Annotated in this window: 12 protein-coding genes and 1 pseudogene; 3 read left to right on the forward strand and 10 right to left on the reverse strand. The window is 73.2% G+C overall.

Features of this window, described 5'->3' with window-relative positions; genetic code table 11:
- Positions 1 to 134 precede the first annotated feature (134 nt).
- Together tmk and topA are read right to left on the reverse strand one after the other, a co-directional pair.
- Positions 135 to 3,395 (reverse strand): dTMP kinase, encoded by a 3,261-nt coding sequence (gene tmk, locus ACFWWQ_RS11915; protein WP_384594083.1) that lies wholly within the window; start codon positions 3,393 to 3,395, stop codon positions 135 to 137.
- 187 nt (positions 3,396 to 3,582) lie between these two features.
- Positions 3,583 to 6,453 (reverse strand): type I DNA topoisomerase, encoded by a 2,871-nt coding sequence (gene topA, locus ACFWWQ_RS11920; RefSeq protein WP_384594086.1) that lies wholly within the window; start codon positions 6,451 to 6,453, stop codon positions 3,583 to 3,585.
- 627 nt (positions 6,454 to 7,080) lie between these two features.
- On the opposite strand from topA, the gene ACFWWQ_RS11925 reads away from it, so the two are divergent.
- Both ACFWWQ_RS11925 and ACFWWQ_RS11930 read left to right on the forward strand, forming a co-directional pair.
- Positions 7,081 to 7,716: a hypothetical protein gene (locus ACFWWQ_RS11925; RefSeq protein WP_384594412.1), complete on the forward strand. Its 636-nt coding sequence runs from the start codon at positions 7,081 to 7,083 to the stop codon at positions 7,714 to 7,716.
- A 1-nt stretch (position 7,717) separates the two neighbouring features.
- Positions 7,718 to 8,164, forward strand: a complete 447-nt coding sequence (locus tag ACFWWQ_RS11930) for a DUF2752 domain-containing protein (protein ID WP_384594089.1) — start codon at positions 7,718 to 7,720, stop codon at positions 8,162 to 8,164.
- Positions 8,165 to 8,284: 120 nt separating this feature from the next.
- On the opposite strand, the gene ACFWWQ_RS11935 is transcribed toward ACFWWQ_RS11930, so the two are convergent.
- From ACFWWQ_RS11935 to bldG, 6 genes are all read right to left on the reverse strand, one after another.
- The gene (locus ACFWWQ_RS11935) at positions 8,285 to 8,689 is read right to left on the reverse strand and encodes a hypothetical protein (RefSeq protein WP_384594092.1); all 405 of its coding nucleotides are present in this window, start codon (positions 8,687 to 8,689) and stop codon (positions 8,285 to 8,287) included.
- A gap of 380 nt (positions 8,690 to 9,069) precedes the next feature.
- Positions 9,070 to 10,608, reverse strand: a complete 1,539-nt coding sequence (locus ACFWWQ_RS11940) for a methyltransferase (RefSeq protein ID WP_384594095.1) — start codon at positions 10,606 to 10,608, stop codon at positions 9,070 to 9,072.
- 172 nt (positions 10,609 to 10,780) lie between these two features.
- Positions 10,781 to 11,365, reverse strand: a complete 585-nt coding sequence (locus ACFWWQ_RS11945; RefSeq protein WP_384594098.1) for a small secreted protein — start codon at positions 11,363 to 11,365, stop codon at positions 10,781 to 10,783.
- A 205-nt stretch (positions 11,366 to 11,570) separates the two neighbouring features.
- Positions 11,571 to 13,994 (reverse strand): sodium-translocating pyrophosphatase, encoded by a 2,424-nt coding sequence (locus tag ACFWWQ_RS11950; protein ID WP_384594101.1) that lies wholly within the window; start codon positions 13,992 to 13,994, stop codon positions 11,571 to 11,573.
- 676 nt (positions 13,995 to 14,670) lie between these two features.
- Positions 14,671 to 15,090 (reverse strand): ATP-binding protein, encoded by a 420-nt coding sequence (locus tag ACFWWQ_RS11955; RefSeq protein WP_384594104.1) that lies wholly within the window; start codon positions 15,088 to 15,090, stop codon positions 14,671 to 14,673.
- Between the two features lie 109 nt (positions 15,091 to 15,199).
- Entirely contained in the window at positions 15,200 to 15,541 is a 342-nt protein-coding gene (gene bldG, locus ACFWWQ_RS11960) for an anti-sigma factor antagonist BldG (protein ID WP_004571875.1), read from the reverse strand.
- Positions 15,542 to 15,622: 81 nt separating this feature from the next.
- Here bldG and ACFWWQ_RS11965 point away from each other — a divergent pair, with 81 nt between their 5' ends.
- Complete coding sequence (locus tag ACFWWQ_RS11965; protein WP_384594107.1) at positions 15,623 to 18,109, forward strand: DEAD/DEAH box helicase; 2,487 nt, start codon at positions 15,623 to 15,625, stop codon at positions 18,107 to 18,109.
- A 201-nt stretch (positions 18,110 to 18,310) separates the two neighbouring features.
- Here the strand turns inward: ACFWWQ_RS11965 and ACFWWQ_RS11970 are convergent.
- Positions 18,311 to 18,601: pseudogene (locus ACFWWQ_RS11970) on the reverse strand (Rv3654c family TadE-like protein); the annotation flags it as partial.
- Positions 18,561 to 18,857 (reverse strand): TadE family type IV pilus minor pilin, encoded by a 297-nt coding sequence (locus tag ACFWWQ_RS11975; RefSeq protein ID WP_384594109.1) that lies wholly within the window; start codon positions 18,855 to 18,857, stop codon positions 18,561 to 18,563. The pseudogene ACFWWQ_RS11970 and the gene ACFWWQ_RS11975, both read right to left, overlap by 41 nt.
- Positions 18,858 to 19,123: the final 266 nt, after the last annotated feature.

A 19,123-nucleotide genomic window follows, 5' to 3' on the forward strand; every position in this document is an offset into this window, starting at 1 on the left:
ACCCGTGCTTGGGCGTCGGCCGCGTCCGCGGGGTCTACGAGCCCGGTCCGGGCGGCCGCCGGGCCGCTACGCCAACCGCCCGCGGCCGCAGCGGAGAGGCTGCGGCCACGGGCGTTCGGGGGGCGGCGGGAGAGTCAGCCGCGGCGGCCCCGGTGGTCGTTGCCGTCCTCCGGGCGGCCGAAGAGCTCGTCGGAGAGGGTCGGCAGATCGTCCAGCGGGGTCTCCTCCGCCCACTCCGGACGGCGCCGGGCCCGCTGCGGGGGCTCGGCCGGACGGCCCGTCTCCGGGTCCAGCTGCGGCAGCTCGCGGGTGCGCTCGGCGCCCGACTCGGCGGGCGCCGGGTACGCGCGCGGGGTGCCGTGCGCACCGCCCCGCTCCTCGTCGCGGAAGAGCCACGACGGCACCCGGTCCTCGGGGGCCGCGTCGCGCTCCTCGGGGCGGACCGCCGGGAGCACGCTGGTCTGCTCGGAGTCCGGGTCGTACGTGGCGCGCGGCAGCACCGCGGTCTCGTCCGCCGCACCGGGCACGGAGGCCGTACCGGGCAGCGGCAGGGCCGCGGTCCGCTCGTTGTCGGAGCCGGACACGGAATCCGTGGCCGAGTCGGAACCGTCGTCGGAGCCGGGGCGCGCCCGGTCCGAGCCGGAACCCGACGCACCGCCGGACGGCTCCGCCGACGACCCCGTGGACGTACCGCCCTCGCGCGCCGTCCGCTTCCGCAGATCGGCGACCGGCGTCTCCGTCGTCGGCGCCTCGGCGGCCGTGGCCGCGGCCCGTGCTGTCTCCGCCGCCTTCGCCTCCGCCGCGGCAGCCGCCTCGGCCGCCGCGATCCGGGCCTGTTCGGCGCGGAGCAGCGCCTCCTCGGCCTTGCGCTGCTTCTCCTTGCGGCGCTCCTCCGCCTCGGCGCGCAGTCGCGCCTCCTCCGCGGCGCGCAGCCGCAGCCGCTCCTGCTCCTCGGCGCGCGCCCGCTCCTCGGCCTCGCGGCGCCTGCGCTCCGCCTCCGCCGCGAGCCGGGCCTCCTCGGCACGCTGCCGGGCCTCCTCGGCCTGACGGGCAGCCTCGCGGGCCTTGGCCTCCTCCAGCTCGCGGCGCTTGCGCTCCTCCTCCTCGGCGCGCAGCTTCGCCATCTGCTCCTCGCGCTCGCGCGCCAGGCGCTCCTCCTCGGCCTTGCGCGCGGCCTCCTCCTCGGCCTTGCGGCGGGCCTCCTCCTCGGCCGCCTTACGGGCCGCCTCCTGCGCCTTGACCTCGGCCTCCGACAGCGGCAGCACCTCGTCGAGGCGGTGCCGTACGACGGTGGTGACGGCCTCCGGCTCCTGGCCCGCGTCGACGACGAGGTAGCGGGCCGGGTCGGCGGCGGCCAGGGTCAGGAACCCGGCGCGCACCCGCTCGTGGAACTCCGCGGGCTCCGACTCCATCCGGTCCGGCGCCTCGGTGAACCGTTCCCGCGCGGTCTGCGGGGTGACGTCCAGCAGCACCGTCAGATGCGGCACCAGGCCGTCCGTGGCCCAGCGGGAGATCCGGGCGATCTCCGTGGGCGCGAGGTTGCGTCCGGCGCCCTGGTAGGCGACCGACGAGTCGATGTACCGGTCGGTGATGACGACGGCGCCGCGCTCCAGGGCGGGCCGGATGACGCTGTTGACGTGCTCGGCGCGGTCGGCGGCGAACATCAGCGCCTCGGCGCGGTCCGAGAGGCCGGAGGTGGAGACGTCCAGGATGATCGAGCGCAGCCGCTTGCCGATGGCCGTCGCGCCCGGCTCGCGGGTCACCACGACCTCGTGGCCCTTGGCGCGGATCCACTCCGCGAGCGCCTCGACCTGCGTGGACTTGCCCGCGCCGTCGCCGCCCTCCAGGGCGATGAAGAAGCCGGTGGGCGCGGGCGCCTGCTCCGGGTCGCCGCCGCGCAGCGCCTCCCGCAGATCGCGCCGCAGCGGCACCCCGTTCCGGTCGTCGACCTTGCCGAGCACCCAGGCGGCGACCGGCAGCAGCAGCGCGCCGACCAGCATCAGTGCGAACGCGGCGCCGCCGTGGTCGAAGACGAACGCGCCGCTCCCGACCCGGTGCGGGCCGATGACCGCGGCCAGCAGCGGCGCAACGATCGCGGCCACCGCGACCACGAGGCGGACGACGGCGTGCAGCTGCCCGGTCGTCCGGGCGTGGTCGGCCTCCTCGGCCTCCTGCTCCAGCAGGACGTGGCCGGTGTTCGCGGCGATCCCTGCGCTCACCCCGGCGAGCAGCGCCAGCAACACCGCCGTCGTCGCGTCCGTCACCAGGCCCATGACCAGCAGCGACAGGCCCGTCGCGGCGACCGCGAGGGCCAGCAGACGGCGGCGGGACAACGCCGGGAGCACCCGGCGGGCACCGCGGATCCCGGCGACCGGGCCGCCGGTCAGCACCAGCACCAGCAGCGCGAAGAGGACCGGGCCGCCGCCCAGGTCGGCGGAGTGCAGCACGGCGAGGGAGACCGCGGCGGCGACGGCCGCGGCGACCGCGGCGCAGGCGAGCACCAGCAGCGGGGCGGTACCGGTGCGGCCCTTGTCCGCACCACCGGCGGCCTTCGGACGGCGCAGCCCCTCCAGCGGGGAGCGCGGCCGCGGCGTGGCGCCACCGGGCAGCTCGATGAAGTAGAGGACCGACACGGAGGCGGCGAACAGGCCCGCCGCCACATAGGAGCCCAGGGCCGCCTGGTGGCTGTCGAACCACGCGACGCCGGTGCCCAGCAGCTTCCCGATGAGCGTGACGACAACGAGCGCCGCGGCCGCGAGCGGCAGCGAGACGAAGGTGGTGCGCAGCGACAGCCGCCGCAGCGCGGCGAGATTGTCGGGCAGCGGCCGGACGGTGGCGCCCTCGGGCGGCGGTGCGGGCAGCAGTCCCGGCGCCGCGCTCTCCCGCGCGACGGTCCAGAAGCGCTCGGCGACGCCGGTCAGGAACACCGTGACCAGCAGCCAGGCGAGCGCGTTCGCCCGCGTCCAGTCCAGCCAGAGCGGCGCGACGACCAGCAGCGCGACCCGTACGACATCGGCGACGATCATCGTCCAGCGGCGGTCGAGCGGCCCGGAGGGCGCCGTCAGCGCCGACAGCGGGCCCAGCAGAACCGCCCCGAAGAGCAGGGTCGCCAGCATCCTGGCCGCGAAGACCACGGTGACCGCGAGGGCGGCGCCCCGGTAGCCACCGCCGAACACGGCCTGGCCTCCCAGGGGGACGTACAGCGCCGCTTGGAGGGCGAGGAGTACGAGGACCAGCATGGACAGGGCATCGCCGATGGCCCCGACGAACTGGGCGCTCCACAGTCGCTTCAGCGGGGGGAAGCGCAACAGGGCTCGTACGGCGCGCTCGCGGGAATCCGCGGCGAGGGCGCCTGAGGTGGGGGTCTGGGCCGTTGGCTGCTCGGCACGCGTCATCCGCCCAGCCTATCGGCAGGCCGTGCACGCGCTAGCCCCGCCCGAACAAAGGGGCGGGCCCGACGGGCCGGCGCCCGCCTTGCCCGCCCTTGTCCCCGTACGGCGTGGAGGCCGCCCCGGGCGCGCGGGGTGCGGCCGCGCGCCGGGACACGAAACGGGCGGCAGACCGTGCCCGCCGCCCGCCCGCTCACTCCTCGCCGGGCGCCGCCTTCGCCGCGGTCGTCTTCTTCGCCGCGGTCGTCTTCTTGGCGGCCGTCGTCTTCTTCGCGGCGGTGGTCTTCTTCGCCGCCGTGGTCTTGGCCGCGGTCTTCTTCGCCGCCGCCTTCTTCGCGGGCGCCTTCTTGGCCGCCGCCTTCTTCGCCGGGGCCTTCTTGGCGGTCTTCTTCGCCGGAGCCTTGGCGCGCTTCTCCGCCAGCAGCTCGTAGCCGCGCTCCGGCGTGATCGTCTCGACGTCGTCGTCGCGGCGCAGCGTCGCGTTGCTCTCGCCGTCGGTGACGTACGCGCCGAACCGGCCGTCCTTGACCACCACCGGCTTGCCGCTGACCGGGTCGGTGCCCAGCTCCTTCAGCGGCGGCTTGGCGGCGGCCCGGCCACGCTGCTTGGGCTGGGCGTAGATCGCCAGCGCCTCCTCCAGCGTGATCGTGAACAGCTGCCCCTCGCTCTCCAGGGAGCGCGAGTCGGTGCCCTTCTTCAGGTACGGGCCGTAGCGGCCGTTCTGCGCGGTGATCTCCACGCCCTCGGCGTCCGCGCCGACGGTCCGCGGCAGCGACATCAGCTTGAGCGCGTCCGCGAGGGTCACCGTGTCCAGCGACATCGACTTGAAGAGCGATGCGGTCCGCGGTTTCACGGCGTTCTTGCCGGTCTTCGGCGTGCCCTCGGGCAGGATCTCGGTGACGTACGGGCCGTACCGGCCGTCCTTGGCGACGATCTGATGGCCGCTCTCCGGGTCGGCGCCCAGCTCGAAGTCGCCGCTGGGCTTGGCCAGCAGCTCCTCGGCCAGCTCCACGGTCAGCTCGTCGGGCGCGAGGTCGTCCGGCACATCGGCGCGCTGGTGACCCTCGGCGTCCTTCTCGCCCCGCTCGACGTACGGGCCGTAGCGGCCGACCCGCAGCTTGATGTCGTCGCTGACGGGGAACGACGAGATCTCCCGGGCGTCGATCGCGCCGAGGTCGGTGACCAGCTCCTTCAGGCCACCGAGGTGGTCGCCGTCGCCGTTCCCGGCGTCCGACGCGGCACCGGAGGCGCTGTCCTCGCCGCCCTCGCCGAAGTAGAAGCGCCGCAGCCACGGCACGGACTGCGCCTCACCACGCGCGATGCGGTCGAGGTCGCCCTCCATCCGGGCGGTGAAGTCGTAGTCGACGAGCCGCCCGAAGTGCTTCTCCAGGAGGTTGACGACGGCGAAGGAGAGGAAGGACGGGACGAGCGCGGTGCCCTTCTTGAAGACATAGCCGCGGTCCAGGATCGTGCCGATGATCGACGCGTACGTCGACGGGCGGCCGATCTCCCGCTCCTCCAGCTCCTTGACCAGCGTCGCCTCGGTGTAGCGGGCCGGGGGCTTGGTGGCGTGGCCGTCGGCGGTGATCTTCCGGGCGCCCAGCGCGTCGCCCTCGGCGACCTGCGGCAGCCGGCGCTCACGGTCGTCCAGCTCGGCGTTGGGGTCGTCGGCGCCCTCGACGTACGCCTTGAGGAAGCCGTGGAAGGTGATGGTCTTGCCGGACGCGGTGAACTCGGCGTCCCGCCCGTCGGCAGTGCGGCCACCGATCTTGACGGTGACGGAGTTGCCGGTCGCGTCCTTCATCTGGGAGGCGACGGTCCGCTTCCAGATCAGCTCGTACAGCCGGAACTGGTCGCCGGTCAGGCCCGTCTCGGCCGGGGTGCGGAAGCGGTCGCCGGAGGGGCGGATCGCCTCGTGCGCCTCCTGCGCGTTCTTGACCTTCCCGGCGTAGCTGCGCGGCTTCTCCGGCAGGTAGTCGGCGCCGTAGAGCTGCGTGACCTGCGCGCGGGCCGCGAAGATCGCGGTGTCGGAGAGCGTCGTGGAGTCCGTACGCATATAGGTGATGAAGCCGTTCTCGTACAGCTTCTGGGCCACCTGCATCGTCGCCTTGGCGCCGAACCCGAGCTTGCGGCTCGCCTCCTGCTGGAGGGTGGTCGTCCGGAACGGCGCGTACGGGGAGCGGCGGTACGGCTTGGACTCGACGGAGCGCACCGCGAAGGCGGTCTCCGCGAGGGCGGCGGCCAGCGCGCGGGCGTTCGCCTCGTCGAGGTGGAGCACCGCGTCGTTCTTGAGGCGGCCGTCGGCGCCGAAGTCGCGGCCCTGGGCGACGCGGCGGCCGTCGACGGTGGCAAGGCGGGCGGTCAGCGTCGACGGGTCGGAGCTGTCCCCGGCCCGCCCGGTGGCGAAGCTGCCGGTCAGGTCCCAGTACTCGGCGGAGCGGAAGGCGATGCGCTCGCGCTCCCGCTCGACGACGAGGCGGGTCGCGACGGACTGCACCCGGCCCGCCGACAGTCGCGGCATGACCTTCTTCCACAGGACCGGCGAGACCTCGTAGCCGTAGAGGCGGTCGAGGATGCGGCGGGTCTCCTGGGCGTCGACGAGCTTCTTGTTCAGCTCGCGGGGGTGGGCCACGGCGTCGCGGATGGCGTCCTTGGTGATCTCGTGGAAGACCATGCGGTGGACGGGGACCTTGGGCTTGAGGATCTCCTGGAGATGCCAGGCGATGGCCTCGCCCTCGCGGTCCTCATCGGTGGCGAGGAAGAGTTCGTCGGACTCGGCCAGCAGCTGCTTGAGCTTCTTGACCTGGTCCTTCTTGTCGCTGTTGACGACGTAGATGGGCTGGAAGTCGGCATCGACGTTCACCCCGAGGCGGGCCCACGGCTCGCCCTTGTACTTCGCCGGGACCTCCGCCGCGCCGTTGGGAAGGTCACGGATGTGCCCAACGCTGGCCTCGACCACGTATCCGGGGCCGAGATAGCCCTTGATCGTCTTCGCCTTGGCAGGCGACTCGACGATGACGAGTCGGCGGCCGCCGCCCTCTGCGGTCTCGCTGGTCGGGGACAACTTCGCTCTTCTCTCCGGTCGACGCCTGGATACCTCCAGTCGGTAGCGCTGGAGGCGGACACTGCGGTGTCGCTTGACGCTGCGGAGTGTGACGGTACCTCCCGCCCCCGTGTCAAACGGAAAATCCCCGCAACGCCACTCGAACGGTAACCCGACTACATGCCTTCCTGCCGCCCGGACCGCGTCCCCCGGTGGCGGGGCGGTGCGAGGGCGCGCGCAGCCCTGACGCTCCGCAGCCACGCGGTACCGGTGGCGTGTACGGCCGGGACGGGGCCGCCGCCCGGGTCCGGTCACGATGTCCGCTCACCCGGGCTCCGCACGGCGGCCTACTGGCAGGATGGCCGGGTACGGCTCCTCTCACGGACCGCACGCTGCCGTCATCACGCACTCTCGGGGGACAGATCACCCATGGCGAACCAGTATCCCGGCCCTCCCCAGGACGAACCCAACCCGTACGCCGCACCGAACCCTCCCGCGGGGGCCGATCCGCTGGCCAAAACGGATCCGCTGGCGAAGCCGGATCCGCTGGCGGAACCGGGTGGTACTTCGGGTGCGGCAGGTGCGGCGGGTGCGGCAGGTGCGGTGCCCCAGCCGGGTGCGGCGCCCGGTGTGCCGCCGCAGCCCGGCATGCCGCCGCAGCCCGGTGCGGCCCCCGGTGGTCCGGGCGCGCCCGCCGCACCGGCCGGTTCCCCGTACGGGTACCCGCAGGGGTACGGGTACCCGCAGGGCGGCAGCCCCGGCGCGCCCGGTTACGGGTACCCGCAGGCCGCGCCGCAGTCCGGGTACGGCTACCCGGGCGGCGCCACGCCCCCGGCACCGCCTGCCGCGCCGCCGGCCGCCCCGCCGCAGCCGCAGCCGCAGGGCGCGCCGGGGTTTCCCCCGCCTGGCGGCGGTTTCGCGCCGGGGCAGCCGCAGGGCGCCGGGGTCGCCTTCTCGATCGGCGACATCGCGATCAGCGGCGACACGATCATGACGCCGTCCGGGCCGATGCCGCTGAAGGGCGCCATCTGGACCGCCACGGACATGTCGCGCACCGAGGAGAAGATCCCCACGCACGCGATCGTGCTGGGCATCGTCTTCTTCTTTTTCTGCCTGCTCGGCCTGCTCTTCCTGCTCATGAAGGAGCGGGTCACCACCGGCTTCGTGCAGGTCACGGTGGCCAGCGGCGGACGTCATCACGCCACGATGGTCCCCGTGCAGTCCCGGGATCAGGTCATGTACGTGCTCAACCAGGTCAACCACGCCAGGTCGCTGAGCCTGTGACATGACCGCCACCGGACCCGCACCCCACCCCGCCGCCCCGCCCGGACCGCCGACCGGGGCCGCACTCCGCGCCGCCACGCTCCGCCGGGCGGCCCTGGGCCTCGGCATCGGCGCGGTGGGGGCCGTCTACCTCTGGCACACCAATCCGCACGAGCCGGGCCATCTGCTCCCCGGCTGCCCGCTCCGGTGGGCGACCGGCCTGCTCTGCCCGCTGTGCGGTGGCACCCGCCTCGCGTACGACCTGCTGCACGGCGACGTCGTAGCGGCGTTCCACGACAACGCCGCCCTGCTCATCCTGGGCGTACCGGCCGCCGCCTACGCCGTCGGACGCTGGCTGACAGCCGGACTGCGCGGCCGCTACTACCGCCTCCGCCTGTCGAGCCGCGCGGGCGCCGCGGTCCTGGGCATCGCCGCGGTGTGGATGCTCGTCCGCAATCTCGTGGGCTGACGGCCTGGGGAGCAAGAGTCCTCGGACCGTAAGCCGACGGGACCGGATGCACCGGCCGTCACCGCGAAGGGCTTCACCCGATGGGCGGCCCTCCGCGGCGACGGCGCCGTACGGCAGGCGTCAGCGCACCGTGACCGTGACCTCGGGCGAGACGGTCTTGTCCACGGCCATCCGCAGGTGGTTCACGCCCTTGACGCCGAGCTTCACGCGCACCGAGTAGGCGCCGGTGGCGCTCACCGGGGTCTGCGCGGGGAGCGAGACCCAGCGGGTGCCCTGCTTCTGCTGGACGGTGACCTTGGTGCCCCGCTCGATGCCCTGCGAAGTGCCCGCGATGCGGAACTCCTCCCACGCCCGCACGGCGGAGACGTTCGCCTTGGCGGTGAGCGACGCCGTGGCCGGTGCCGTCGCCGCAACGGGAGCGGGCGAGTGCAACTGGGCGGGCGCGGCGAACGCGGCGGCCCCTCCCCCGACGAGCAGGGAGGCGGTGATCATGCTGACGGCGGTCAAACGGAGTGCTCGGTTCATGACAGTCCTCACTGGCTGGGCTGATGGATCTGACAACCGGACGCGCAGCGGCGGCCCGTCGCCTGCCCGGCGCCCCCGCCCGTCCTCACCCCGAGTGAGGGTCGGGAACGGCCCTCGGGTTCCGCCGCCACCTCCCGAATTCGGCGCCTCTTCCGATATGGCCGGATCCGGCCCCTGAGCTGGGCGCCTGCCACGGAGCGGCGGCCGGCCACGGAGCGGCGCCGCCCCGGGCGCCGGGCGCGCCTCGCCGCCGCCGTCCGCGCCCGAGACCTCCGTACGCGCACCGGGCCGTACGCGCACCGGGCCGTACGCGTGCCAAGCGGCCCCCTCCGCGCCCCGAGGCCGCTGTCAGCCCCGTCCCCCCTCAGCCCCGGCCCCCCTCAGCCCTCCGTCCCCACCGGCTCCAGGAACCCCTGCTCCACCAGCATCCGGATCGCCTCCGGCGTCCGGTCCCGCAGCAACACCGGGTCCTCGCCGACGAGTTGGGCGATGGCGTCCAGGATCCGGCCCGCCGGGAGCGAGCCGTCGCAGACCCCGGCGAACCCGGCGCCGACCGTGTCCACCTTGGTGGCGCGGCGCATCCCGCGGTTCTGCCGCAGCACCACATGCTCCGGGTCCTCCGCGCCCGGCAGCCCGACCTGCTCCTGGACCACCTCTCCGGCGAGCCGGAAGTGCCCGGCCAGCAGCGCCGCGTCGTCCGTCCGGCGCAGATAGTCCTGACGCGCGAAATGCCCGACGACGGCCTCGCCCAGCGGCTGCTCCACCGGGTGCGGCCACTCCTCGACGGTGATCGACGGGTCGTCCGCGCCGGACTTGCGCAGTGTGATCCAGCCGAAGCCGACGGCCCGGGTGGAGCGCGCCTCGAACTCGTCCAGCCAGGCGTCGTACCGCGCGGCGTACTCCTCAGGGGACGTCCGGTGGTCGCCGCCGTCCCGCAGCCACAGCTCGGCGTACTGGGTGAGGTCCTGCACCTCGCGCTGGACCACCCAGGCGTCGCAGCCCCGCGGCACCCATGAGCGCAGCCGGTCCGTCCACTCCTCGCCCTCGACGTGCTGCCAGTTGGCCAGCAGCTGGCAGTACCCGCCGTCGTTCAGATGCGCGGCGGCCTGCTGCACCAGGGTGCGGCACAGGTCGTCGCCGCCCATCCCGCCGTCGCGGTACGTCAGCCGGGCGCCCGGCGAGATCACGAACGGCGGGTTGGACACGATGAGGTCGTACCTCTCCTCCCCCACCGGCTCGAAGAGCGAGCCCTCGCGCAGCTCGGCGGGGGAGGCCCCGGAGAGCGCCAGCGTCAGGGAGGTGATCCGCAGCGCCCGGGGATTGAGGTCCGTCGCCGTGACGTGGGTGGCGTGCCGGGAGGCGTGCAGCGCCTGGATGCCGGAGCCCGTGCCGAGGTCGAGCGCCCGGCCCACGGGCGTGGGGACGGTGATCCCGGCGAGCGTCGTGGACGCGCCGCCGACGCCCAGCACCAGCTCGGAGCGGTCCACCTGCCCGGCGCCGCGGATGCCGCCCGCGCCGCCGACCGCGCACCCCAGATCGGAGACGACCCACCAGTCCTGCCCCTCGGGACCGCCGTACGGCCGCACGTCCACCTGGGCGCGCACCTCGTCACCGTCCTGGACGAGCCAGCCGTCGGCGAGGCAGTCCGCCACCGGCAGCGCGGCCCCGGCGCGGGCGCGCTCCACCGGGCGTTGGAGGAGGAAGAGCCGCACCAGCGTCTCCAGCGGGGAGTCGCCCCGGGTGGCGCGCAGCGCGGGCACCGTCTCGCTGCGGGCCAGCGCGGCGTAGGCGGGCGCACCCAGCAGCTCCAGCAGGCCGTCGGCGGTGAAGCCGGCGGCGAGCAGTGCGTCGCGCATCCGGTCGGTACGGGCGCGGCTGGCGGGGTCGCGGACATCTGTGGTGGGGAGGTGCGTACTCACACCGTCCATTGTCGACCCCGCCACCGACAATCGGCGACGGCCCGGCACCGCGCGCCTCACGGGCGCGGCACCGGGCCGTGGACCGGTTCCGGGATTCGGGCCGGACGGCACCGACCCCGTACGGGGCGCGGCCCGCCGGGGAGGGGAGCCCGCCGGCGAAGGCGGCCCGCCGTTACGACTTCTTGGACGCCCCGCCCGAGGGCGACGCGGGCGCGTTCTGGCTCTGGCAGCCCTTCTGACCGGCCATCGCCTTGCCGACGTCGCCGGACTCCAGCTTCTTGAAGGCGGCCTCGCTCTGCTTGTTGAGCTTGTTGATGCCGTTGGAGAGGTCCCGCAGACCGTCGGCGAACTTCAGCTTGTCGCCGGTATTGAGGCCGTCGACCTGCTTCTTGAGGTCGGCGTACCCCTTGGAGAGGGCGTTCAGCTCCTTGACCGCGTCCTTCTGGGCCGCCTCGCCGTTCTCGCTCGGCGGGGGGCCCGCCTTGCTCAGGGAGGAGGCGAGGGACGCGTAGGCGCCGGAGATCTTCTGGAAGGCAGCCGAGTCGGTCTGCTGGACCTTCTTGGAATCCGTGGTGCCGTCATCGGCCGTCTGCATCGCGGCGTTGGCGTCCTGGATCTTCTTGAACTGTGCCTGTGCGGGGTCGCAGAACGTCTTGGCCCAGTCGTCGAGCTTCTTGCTGCTGTCGTCGCTGCACCCGGTCAGCGCGAGCATCAGTGCCGCACCGCCGGACAGTGCGGCCACAAGCTTCTTGTTCACCGGATCGGTCCCTTCCATGGCTCTCGGCCCCGGAACATACACGGCCAAAGGACCTGGCCCACGAGCGGGCCATCCGCTACGTACCGCAATGAAGCCATTTGCACCAAGGAAGGTGAGGTCTTCCGCACTCGCACGACGACGGGTGGCGGGCGCCCGCCACCGGGCACCCGCCACCGTCTGTCATGCCGTCAAAGACGCATTCCCGTCAGGACGCGGCAACCGTCTTCGCGGTCTCGGCGGCCTCGGCGGTCCTCGCGGTCTTCTGGGAGTTGTCTTCGTCACCCACGGCGATACCGCGGCGCTTGGAGAGGTACACCGCGCCGACGATGATCAGCAGGGCGAGCGCGGCGGCGCCGATGCGTACCCCGGTGTTCTTGTCGGCGCCGAAGCTGAACTTCACGACCGCCGGGGCGATCAGCAGCGCCACCAGGTTCATCACCTTCAGCAGTGGGTTGATCGCCGGTCCCGCGGTGTCCTTGAAGGGGTCGCCCACGGTGTCGCCGATGATCGTCGCCTCGTGCGCCTCGCTGCCCTTGCCGCCGAAGTGTCCGTCCTCGACGAGCTTTTTGGCGTTGTCCCAGGCGCCGCCGGAGTTCGACAGGAACACCGCCATCAGCGTGCCCGTACCGATCGCGCCGGCGAGGAACGAGCCGAGCGCGCCGACGCCGAGGGCGAAGCCGACCGCGATCGGGGTGAGCACGGCGAGCAGCCCCGGGGTGGCCAGTTCGCGCAGCGCGTCCTTGGTGCAGATGTCGACGACCCGTCCGTACTCGGGCTGTTCGGTGTAGTCCATGATCCCCGGGTGCTCGCGGAACTGCCGCCGCACCTCGAAGACGACCGCACCGGCCGACCGGGACACCGCGTTGATGGCCAGTCCGGAGAAGAGGAAGACCACGGAGGCGCCGAGGACCAGCCCGACCAGGTTGTTCGGCTGCGAGATGTCCAGGCTCAGCCCCATCCCGCTCGCCGCCTTGCCGACGGCCTGCTTCGCCGTCGCGAGGGCGTCGCGGTACGAACCGAACAGCGCGGCCGCGGCCAGCACCGCCGTCGCGATGGCGATGCCCTTGGTGATCGCCTTGGTGGTGTTGCCGACGGCGTCGAGGTCGGTGAGGACCTGCGCGCCGTCGCCGGTGACATCGCCGGACATCTCGGCGATGCCCTGCGCGTTGTCCGAGACCGGCCCGAACGTGTCCATGGCGACGATGACGCCGACGGTGGTGAGCAGCCCCGTACCGGCCAGCGCCACGGCGAACAGCGCCAGCATGATGGAGGCGCCGCCGAGCAGGAACGCCCCGTAGACGGCGAGGCCGATCAGCACCGCCGAGTAGACCGCCGACTCCAGGCCGATGGCGATACCGGACAGCACGACGGTCGCGGGGCCGGTCAGCGAGGTCCTGCCGATGTCCTGGACGGGCCGCCGTCCGGTCTCGGTGAAGTAGCCGGTGAGCTGCTGGATCAGCGCGGCGAGCACGATGCCGATGGCGACGGCGATCAGCGCGAGGATCCGCGGATCACCGCTCCGGCCCAGGATCTCCGGGTCGGTGACGCCCGCCAGCCCCTGGTACGTCGACGGCAGGTAGGTGAACACCGCGACCGCCACCAGGACCAGCGAGATCGTCGCGGAGATGAAGAAGCCGCGGTTGATGGCGGTCATCCCGCTGCGGTCGGCGCGGCGCGGCGCCACGACGAAGATCCCGATCATCGCGGTGACGACGCCGATCGCGGGCACCAGCAGCGGGAAGGCGAGCCCGGCGTCGCCGAAGGCCGCCATGCCGAGGATGAGCGCGGCGACCAGCGTCACGGCGTACGACTCGAAGAGGTCGGCGGCCATTCCGGCGCAGTCGCCGACGTTGTCGCCCACGTTGTCGGCGATGGTCGCGGCGTTGCGCGGGTCGTCCTCCGGAATGCCCTGTTCGACCTTGCCGACGAGGTCCGCGCCCACGTCCGCGGCCTTGGTGAAGATGCCGCCGCCGACCCGCATGAACATCGCGATCAGCGCGGCGCCCAGGCCGAAGCCCTCCAGCACCTTGGGCGCGTCGACCGCGTAGACCAGCACCACGCAGGACGCGCCGAGCAGGCCGAGGCCGACGGTGAACATGCCGACGACGCCGCCCGTGCGGAAAGCGATCTTCATGGCCTTGTGCGAGACCGCCGTAAGATCCTTTTTCCCGGTCCCGTCGTTCCCGCCCTCGGCCGGAGTGGCTTCCCGGGCCGCGGCCGCCACCCGCACATTGCTGCGTACGGCGAGCCACATGCCGATATAGCCGGTGGCCGCCGAGAATCCGGCGCCGATCAAGAAAAACACACTGCGGCCCGCCCGCTGCGTCCAATTGTCCGCGGGCAACAGCATGAGCAGGAAGAAGACCACCACGGCGAATACGCCGAGGGTGCGCAACTGCCGTGCCAAGTACGCTTTCGCGCCTTCCTGCACCGCGGCGGCGATCTTCTTCATACTGTCGGTTCCCTCGCCGGCGGCGAGCACCTGACGTACCAGCACCGCGGCGACGGCCAGCGCCGCCAGCGCGATGACGGCGATCACCAGTACGATCCCGCGGTTGCCCGCCGTCAGCGACGGCCCGGCGAGAAGGGAGGGGGAGTTCAGCGACTGAGGGGTGTATGGCCCCGCCATTCGTCCTCCTTGACGTTTGGCACATGGGCGCGCGCGAGCACGCTCAGGCGAACTGAGCAAGATGTGGACGGATTGTAGGGAGCCGCACGGCATCAAAACAGTGCGCCGGAAACGTAATTCGGCCGCGGCCGGGAAGATCAAAAGGACAGCGCCCGGAGAATTTAGCCCGGACGATGGAAAGCGACTATTCAGCTGACCGCTGAACGATGATCCCAGTTTCCTACTGATCACCGCTGCTCAAAGACGCCACTCCCACCTCCGGCGCCCATTTGGCACCCGCCGTCGCAGCCGTAAGGAACGTTTCTCCGGTCGCCGATACGACGTGATCGCGTACGGAAAAGCGGGCTGACCTCACGTCAGATTGCGGCTGGATCGGGGTGGCGACCCGTCCGGGAGCGTGGCAGGGGGCCACGCCGGGGCCTGGAGACGCGGGAGGGGGCCGCGCGGCGAGGCGACCGGCGGCGCGGAAAGTACGACAGGCAGCGGGCGCCAGGGCGGCGCGGGAGGTACGACAGGGCGCGGGCGCCAGGGCGGCGCGGGAGGTACGACAGGGCGCGGGCCGGTTCGCCACGACAAGCCCTGGGCGGGCCGGAATCCGAGGAGCCCGGCAAGAGGCCGGAAGCTGAGGAGTCCGGCAAGGAGGGCCGGAAGCCCCCGAGGAGCCCGGCGGGAAACGCTACGGAGCGGCCGTGGCCGCAGCGGTCGGCCAGCTCATGCGGATGAGCCCGCCGTTCGCGCCCGAGGTGACCTCGACGTCGTCGACCAGCCCGCTGATGACCGCGAGACCCATCTCGTCCTCGCCGTCCGCCTCGGAGCCGTCGTCGGACGCGTGCTCCCCGGGGCCGCTCGGCACGTCGTCGCCGACCTCGATCGCGAACTTCTTCTCGTCCTCGATCAGGGCGACGTGGACGGGCGCCTCGATGCCGTGCGCCAGATGCAGGCCGACGGCCCGGCTGCACGCCTCTCCGACGGCGAGCCGCACCTCGTCCAGCACGGCCTCGTCCACCCCCGCGCGCCGCGCCACCGCGGCCGCGACCAGACGCGCGGTCCGGACGTGCTCGGGCAGGGCACTGAAACGGAGTTCGACGGTGGCCATGCCATCCCCCTCGATTTGCGGGCGTGCAACGCAGGGGGCCGGACGGCTTCGCCCGGTACCCCCCACACTTCTTCCTCACCCGCGCCTGCGCGCGGGCACCGCGGAGCCGTCAGTCGGTCGCTGCGACGGCCTCGTCGACCGAGGTGTGAATCGGGAACACCTTGGTCAGTCCGGTGATACGGAAGATCTTGAGAATGCGCTCCTGGTTGCAGACCAGGCGCAGCGAGCCCTCATGGGCGCGCACACGCTTGAGCCCACCCACCAGCACGCCGAGCCCGGTGGAGTCCAGGAAGTCGACACGCTCCATGTCCACCACAAGGTGGTAGCTGCCGTCGTTCACAAGCTCGACCAGCTGCTCGCGCAGCTTGGGCGCGGTGTATACATCAATCTCGCCACCGACCTCGACGACCGTACGGTCGCCAACGGTCCGGGTCGACAGGGACAGGTCCACGGATCCTCCAGCACCTTGCTATCGAGCGGTCGCCCCTCTGGGGCCTCCCCACCGAAGGTAGGGGACGGATCGGCAGCCGCGATGGCATTCAATCACTTACCAGCAGGCGTGCACGACGCCCTTTCAGCATTGTCCGTCACACCGGTGACAGACTCGGTGCCGATGGCCTCCAATCGACTCCCGACGGATACGGGCGCAAGCCCTTCCCCTGGCATCATTCTCGACCGTCTCGCCAGGGGTGCGACCCGCGCTGCACGCATCACTCATACGGAGCACCTGCCCCCGCGTCCGGGCAGCCATGCCGACTGGCCGGAACGGATCAGGCCGGAAGTGATCGCCGCCCTCCGGGACGCCAGAATCGAGCGCCCGTGGACCCACCAGGCCATCACCGCCGAGCACGCGCTGAACGGCACCTCCGTCGTCATCGCGACCGGTACCGCCTCGGGCAAGTCGCTCGCGTATCTGGCCCCCGTACTGTCCACCCTCCTGGACGGCGCGCGGCCCGCCGCTACCGGACGGCTGCCGCGCGAACGCGGGGCGCCGGTGGGCGGGCGCGGCGCCACGGCGCTCTATCTCGCCCCCACGAAGGCGCTCGCGGCCGATCAGCGGCGCGCCGTGCGGGAGCTGGCCGCCCCGCTCGGCGACGCGATCCGCCCGGCGGTCTACGACGGCGACACCCCGGTGGAGGAGCGCGAGTGGGTGCGCCAGTACGCGAACTACGTGCTCACCAACCCGGACATGCTGCACCGCGGCATCCTCCCCGGGCACCCGCGCTGGGCCTCCTTCCTGCGCGCGCTGCGCTATGTCGTCATCGACGAGTGCCACACCTACCGCGGAGTGTTCGGCTCGCACGTCGCCCAGGTCGTCCGGCGGCTGCGGCGGCTGTGCGCCCGCTATGGCTCCGACCCGGTCTTCCTCCTCGCGTCCGCGACCGCCGCCGAGCCCGCCGAAGCCGCGGGCCGGCTCACCGGCCTGCCCGTGGTGGAGATCACGGACGATTCCTCGCCGCGCGGTGAGGTGGTCTTCGCGCTGTGGGAGCCGCCGCTGACCGAACTCCACGGCGAGCAGGGCGCGCCCGTCCGCCGCACCGCGACCGCCGAGACCGCCGACCTCCTCACCGACCTCGCGGTCCAGGGCGTACGCACCGTCGCCTTCGTACGGTCCCGGCGGGGCGCCGAGCTGATCGCGCTGATCGCGCAGGAGCGGCTCGCCGAGGTGGACCGCGCGTTGCCCGCCCGGATCGCGGCGTACCGCGGTGGATATCTGCCCGAGGAGCGGCGCGCCCTGGAGCGGGCGCTGCACGGCGGCGAACTGCTCGGGCTCGCCGCCACCACCGCGCTGGAGCTGGGCGTGGACGTCTCCGGTCTGGACGCCGTGCTGATCGCGGGCTATCCCGGCACCCGCGCGTCCCTGTGGCAGCAGGCGGGCCGCGCCGGGCGTTCGGGGCAGGGGGCGCTGGCGGTGCTGGTGGCCCGTGACGATCCGCTGGACACCTATCTCGTCCACCATCCCGAGGCGCTGTTCGACCAGCCGGTCGAGTCGACGGTGCTGGACCCCGACAACCCGTACGTCCTCACCCCGCATCTGTGCGCCGCCGCAGCGGAAATCCCGCTCACCGAGGCAGATTTCGCACTCTTCGGGCCCACGGCGGCCACCCTGATGCCGCAGCTGGAGGCGGCAAACCTGTTGCGGCGGCGCGCCCGGGCCTGGCACTGGACGCGCCGCGAGCGGGCCTGCGATCTGACCGACATCCGCGGGCAGGGCGGCGCCCCGGTGCAGATCGTCGAGACCGGTACGGGGCGGCTGCTCGGCACGGTGGACGCGGCCGCGGCCCATACGACGGTCCACGACGGCGCCGTCCACCTCCATCAGGGCCGTACGTATGTCGTCGAGCACTTCGACCTGGCGGACGACGTCGCGCTCGTCTCGGAAGCCAACCCGCCGTACTCCACGACCGCCCGGGACACCACCGCCATCTCCGTCCTCGAAACGGAGACGGAAGTGTCGTGGGGCGCGGGCAGGTTGTGCTTCGGTTCGGTCGAGGTCACCAATCAGGTGGTCTCCTTCCTGCGGCGCAAGCTCGTCACCGGTGAGGTCCTGGGCGAGAGCAAGCTGGACCTTCCGCCGCGGACGCTGCGGACCCGCGCGGTGTGGTGGACGGTGACCGAGGACCAGCTCGACGCCGCCCGCGTCAATCCCGAACTGCTCGGGGGCGCGCTGCACGCCGCCGAGCACGCCTCGATCGGTCTGCTGCCGCTCTTCGCGACCTGCGACCGCTGGGACATCGGCGGCGTCTCCGTACCGCTGCATCCCGACACCCTCCTTCCCACGGTCTTCGTCTACGACGGCCACCCCGGCGGCGCCGGCTTCGCCGAACGTGCCTTCCACACGGCCGCCGACTGGCTCACGGCCACCCGCGACGCCATCGCCGCCTGCGAATGCGAGGCCGGCTGCCCGTCCTGCATCCAGTCCCCCAAGTGCGGCAACGGCAACGAGCCGCTGCACAAGCGCGGGGCGATCCGGCTGCTGACGGAGCTGCTGCGCGGGGCCCCGGAGGGGGCCGGGTAGGGCCCGTATCCCGTCCTCGTGGGGGCCGACGCGTGTCCTGGTGATGCCGCTGCCGCCCGCTGTGGACGGCCCGGCCTCGGGCGGGTCAGCCCCGAGCGGGTCAGCCTCGTGTGGGCCGGCTGTGGGTGGCCCGGCCTCGGGCGGCCCCGCCCGGGAGCGGGCCCGGGCCGTGAAGGGGGCTTCCCCGGCCTCGGCCGACACGTCGGCGACGGCGGCGTTCAGCGTGCAGCGCACCAGGCGCGCGTGTTGTGCCACCGCCACCCGCCGGGCCTCGGCGCAAGCCATCGCCGGGCCCCGCGCGGCCCGGTCAGCCGCTGCCAGGGCCGCCAGGTCCGCGGCGCCACCCGCCCGGTGCCGGGCCACGACAGCCTGTCCCAGGGCGAGCAGGGCGACGAACACCGCGCACAGCGCGGCCGCGGCGAAGACCGTCCACACCGTGGCCGAGCCCCGGTCATCGCACCGTGTCCTCGGCAAGGGCCACCGCCTCTCCACCGACGCGTACCGTCAGGCGCCCGATCCCCGGCAGCTCCGCCGCGACCTGTACCCGCACCAGATCGCCTTCGCGGGACACCACGACGCGCGCGCCCGACGGCGCCGCGCCGCGGGCCGCCCGGAGCACCGCACCGTGCGGCTCCGACCGGGCCGCGGCCCGCGCTCCGGCCCGCGCGGCGTCCACACACTCGATCCGGGCGCAGGCCGCCATCAGCCCCCAGAGGAGCGCCGCCACGACGGCCACCAGCACCGGCATGACCAATGCGGCCTCCGCCGTGACGAAACCTGCGTCCGTCCCCGGAGGCCGCCCGGGGCGGAGCGCCCGGTGCGGCGCGTCCGGGGAGGGGGCTGCCCTACCGGAGCGGGCCGCCTGCCCGGAGGAGGCCCCGAACGTACTGTCCGCGTCCCTCTCGCTGACCTCACCCCGCGCACCACCCGCCGCCGGGTACCCAGCCCTCCCCACGCCCGCGCCCCCGGGGGCCATACGGCCACGGGCAGCCGCGCCGGTGCCGAGGAGGCCGT

The organism is Streptomyces sp. NPDC059080 (genome assembly GCF_042739975.1).
GTDB lineage: Bacteria > Actinomycetota > Actinomycetes > Streptomycetales > Streptomycetaceae > Streptomyces > Streptomyces benahoarensis.

Excerpts from the sequence above, each read along its gene's own strand:
- tmk (WP_384594083.1), bottom strand. The coding sequence starts at position 3,395 with ATGACGCGTGCCGAGCAGCCAACGGCCCAGACCCCCACCTCAGGCGCC.
- ACFWWQ_RS11925 (WP_384594412.1), top strand. The coding sequence starts at position 7,081 with ATGCCGCCGCAGCCCGGTGCGGCCCCCGGTGGTCCGGGCGCGCCCGCC.
- ACFWWQ_RS11930 (WP_384594089.1), top strand. The coding sequence starts at position 7,718 with ATGACCGCCACCGGACCCGCACCCCACCCCGCCGCCCCGCCCGGACCG.
- ACFWWQ_RS11935 (WP_384594092.1), bottom strand. The coding sequence starts at position 8,689 with ATGAACCGAGCACTCCGTTTGACCGCCGTCAGCATGATCACCGCCTCC.
- ACFWWQ_RS11950 (WP_384594101.1), bottom strand. The coding sequence starts at position 13,994 with ATGGCGGGGCCATACACCCCTCAGTCGCTGAACTCCCCCTCCCTTCTC.
- ACFWWQ_RS11955 (WP_384594104.1), bottom strand. The coding sequence starts at position 15,090 with ATGGCCACCGTCGAACTCCGTTTCAGTGCCCTGCCCGAGCACGTCCGG.
- ACFWWQ_RS11965 (WP_384594107.1), top strand. The coding sequence starts at position 15,623 with ATGGCATTCAATCACTTACCAGCAGGCGTGCACGACGCCCTTTCAGCA.
- ACFWWQ_RS11975 (WP_384594109.1), bottom strand. The coding sequence starts at position 18,857 with ATGCCGGTGCTGGTGGCCGTCGTGGCGGCGCTCCTCTGGGGGCTGATG.